The organism is Pengzhenrongella sp., from assembly GCF_036565025.1.
GTDB lineage: Bacteria > Actinomycetota > Actinomycetes > Actinomycetales > Cellulomonadaceae > Pengzhenrongella.
In genome coordinates, this window is record NZ_DATCNW010000434.1 from 1 (window position 1) to 2,928 (window position 2,928).

The following is a 2,928-nucleotide window of genomic DNA, read 5'->3' on the forward strand; positions in this document are numbered from 1 at the left end:
GGCCCTCGGCGGGCAGGTCGGCGTCGGCGGCCGCGGGCGCTCGGGTCGCGGGCTTGGCGAGCGCGGGTGCCTCGTCGAGTGGGGCGTCGTCGGGCGCGGCGTCGTCGTCGAGCGCGGTGCCGGCGCGCAGCAGCTCGGGGGACGGGACCGGTCCGGCCCCGCGGGTCGGCAGCGCCAGGGTGGCGACCGTGACCTCACCGGGGGCGAGCGCCCCCGCGGACCGCGCGAGGACGAGGCGCAGATCCTCGCCGGACAGCGCGAACGGATGGTCCCGAACCCTCGGCCGCCGACCGGGCCGCCGTGGTGGTTCGGCCGGACCCTCGGAGTCCTCGGCCCACACCGCGAGCCGACCCGACGGCTGGGAGTCGCTGGACCACCAACCGTGCAGAACGATCACCGGCACCCCTGGTTCGTCGAATCACTCTCGGCGAATCACCCTACCGATCGATCTGAGCCGATCCGTGCGCGAGCCGTCGTCGGGTCACGCGGTGTCGTGGCCCTCGACGACCAGGACGATCTTCCCGTGGTGCGGTTCGTCTCGCCCAGCGCGTGGGCCTCGGCGGCTTCGGCGAGCGGGAAGGTGGCCTCGATGTGGGCCCGGAGCCCGCCGGTTTCGGCGAGCTCGGCGATCGCCTTCATGCCGGCGTGGTCGGCTTCGACGAGCATGAGTTTGAGGCGCACGCCCAGCTGGGCGGCCCTTTCCTCGTCGTCCGGTGCGGCTCCGGGCTTGAGCGAGACGAGGGTGCCGCCGGGACGGAGGACGTTGAGCGAGCGGGTGCGGGTCTCGCCGGCGATCGGGTCCAGCACTACGTCGACGTCCCGGACGGCCTCGGTGAAGTCCACGCTGCGGTAGTCGATCACCTCATCCGCACCGAGCTCGCGCAGAAATTCGTGCTTGGCGGCGCTGGCGGTGCCGATCACCCGCGCACCGCGGGCCTTCGCGATCTGCACGGCGAGGTGTCCCACCCCACCCGCGGCCGCATGGATGAGGACGCGCTGCCCGGGCCGGACGTCGGCGGTCTCGACGAGCGCCTGGTACGCGGTGAGCGCGGCGAGGGGGAGGGCCCCGGCCTGGAGGTGATCGATGCCCGCGGGCTTGTGCGTGAACGCGCGCGCCGGCCCGGTCACGTATTCGGCGTGCGACCCGACCCCGTGGGGATAGGGGAGCATGCCGAAGACCTCGTCGCCGGCTCGAACACAGTGACGCCGACGCCCACGGCGGCGACGACCCCGGACACGTCCCAGCCCAGAACCAGCGGGAGCCGGTTGAGGAACAGGCCGTGTGCGCGGTGTCTCCAGTCCGTGGGGTTGATGCCGGCGGCGCGAACCGAGACGAGGATCTCGCTGATCCCGGGTACGGGCCGCGGAATGCGGACCTCGCGCAGGACCTCGGGCCCGCCGTAGACGTCCTGGCTGATGGCGCGCATGGTGGGCGCGCCCGTGTCGGTGCTGCGTTGGCTCATGGCACCCAGTGTGTGGGAGCAGCTCTTGGTCAGGCGAAGAAATCGGCGCCCTGGACGTAGTCCATGGCCCGGATGAAGTCGGGATCGGCGAGGCGCCGCACGAGCTCCTCCGGACTCACGTCCTCCACTCGGGTGTGGATCCACCAGAGGTTGCCCAGCGGATCGCGTACCCGGCCGACGCGCTCGCCGAAGTACAGGTGCGTGACGTCGGTGACCGAGGTGCCGCCGGCCGCGAGGGCCCGCCGGTGGACGGCGTCGGAGTCCGGGACGTACAGGCGCAGGAAAGCGGGCGTCGGCGGCCAGCCGGGCTTCGAGTCGAACAGCATCACGACGCTGTCCCCGATGCGGACCTCGGCGTGCGCGATGCTGCCGTCCGCCCCGTGGACTCGGGCCAGCTCGACGGCATCGAGAGCCGGCGGCGCGTGGAGCCGCACCGCCTCGTGGCGGCCGGGCGCCGCTGGTACCTCCTGGCGTACGACACCGACCGGGACGACTGGCGGATCTTCCGGGTGGACCGGATGCGGGACCTCGTCCGGACCGGCGGTCGAGTGGGCGCCCGCGAGCTGCCTGGGTCGGACCCTGCCGACTACGTCGCAAGCAAGCTGTTCGACAGCGCCCCCACCTATCGGGCGCGGGTGACGCTGCACGCGCCGATCGGGCAGGTGAGCGCCCTGCTCGGCGACGTTCCGGGCGAGCTCGACGAGATCGATGCGCGCAGCTGCAGGCTGCACAGCCAGCTCGACACCCTCGAATGGCTGGCATCCCGGCTGACCATGCTCGGCTGCGAGTTCGAGGTGCACGAACCGCCCGAGCTCGTCGAGTACCTACGAGCGCTCGGGGCCAGGGCCTCTCGTGCGGCCGGCGCGGCCGGTGCCGACGGTTCGGCCGCACCGGCCGGCGCGTTCGGTGCCAACGACGGCTGAACTCGCGCGTCTGATCGCGCGGAAGAAGCTATAGCGGCGCGGTGAGCCCGAGAAGTCGACCGCAGTAATTGACCGCAGTAATTGGCCGCGAGAAGTGCCCCGGCCGCACGCACGATAGGCGCGACCGGAATTATTGCACCTGATCTCGGGCGCTCCGTTCTCGCCGCCCCTTCGAAACTGACTTCTCCTATTACCAGGAGACTTTTCGTTCGAGGGATTTTCCGTGGCGGTCGGTGAAGGCCCACCCGCCGCCGATCTTCCAGCGGATTTCGATGTCGTTGTTGTGTACCACGGTGTGGTGGTAGTAGCACAGCAGCACTCCGGCGGTGACGTCGGTGTCACCGTGATCTCTGCACCAATGTTTTGAATGATGCACTTCGCACAGGGGTGGTGGTGCGCCGCAGGTGGGGTATTGGCAGTGCTTGTCGCGTGCGATGACCGCGCGGCGCAGGTGGGCCGGGTAGATCCGCTTGGTGCGCCCGACGTTGAGGATCTGGGAGTCGGGCCCGAAGACCATGCGGGTGATCTCCCCGTCGCAGGCG

The 2,928-nt window shown here is 71.0% G+C and carries 4 protein-coding genes and 2 pseudogenes; 1 reads left to right on the top strand and 5 read right to left on the bottom strand.

Annotated elements, in window-relative coordinates:
- From VIM26_RS24900 to VIM26_RS24915, 4 genes and pseudogenes are all read right to left on the bottom strand, one after another.
- Positions 1–403: pseudogene (locus VIM26_RS24900) on the bottom strand (hypothetical protein); the annotation flags it as partial.
- Positions 404–432: 29 nt separating this feature from the next.
- Positions 433–1,170 carry an NADP-dependent oxidoreductase gene (locus tag VIM26_RS24905; RefSeq protein WP_331956025.1) on the bottom strand — a complete coding sequence of 246 codons (738 nt, stop codon included), beginning with the start codon at positions 1,168–1,170 and terminating at the stop codon, positions 433–435.
- Positions 1,125–1,463, bottom strand: a complete 339-nt coding sequence (locus VIM26_RS24910) for an alcohol dehydrogenase catalytic domain-containing protein (protein ID WP_331956026.1) — start codon at positions 1,461–1,463, stop codon at positions 1,125–1,127. Before VIM26_RS24910 ends, VIM26_RS24905 begins: the two co-directional genes overlap by 46 nt.
- A gap of 29 nt (positions 1,464–1,492) precedes the next feature.
- Positions 1,493–1,897 carry a VOC family protein gene (locus VIM26_RS24915; protein WP_331956027.1) on the bottom strand — a complete coding sequence of 135 codons (405 nt, stop codon included), beginning with the start codon at positions 1,895–1,897 and terminating at the stop codon, positions 1,493–1,495.
- On the opposite strand from VIM26_RS24915, the gene VIM26_RS24920 reads away from it, so the two are divergent.
- Entirely contained in the window at positions 1,820–2,386 is a 567-nt protein-coding gene (locus tag VIM26_RS24920) for a WYL domain-containing protein (protein ID WP_331956028.1), read from the top strand. The two genes, VIM26_RS24915 and VIM26_RS24920, sit on opposite strands and share 78 nt — an antisense overlap.
- A gap of 190 nt (positions 2,387–2,576) precedes the next feature.
- Here the strand turns inward: VIM26_RS24920 and VIM26_RS24925 are convergent.
- Positions 2,577–2,928: pseudogene (locus tag VIM26_RS24925) on the bottom strand (HNH endonuclease signature motif containing protein); the annotation flags it as partial.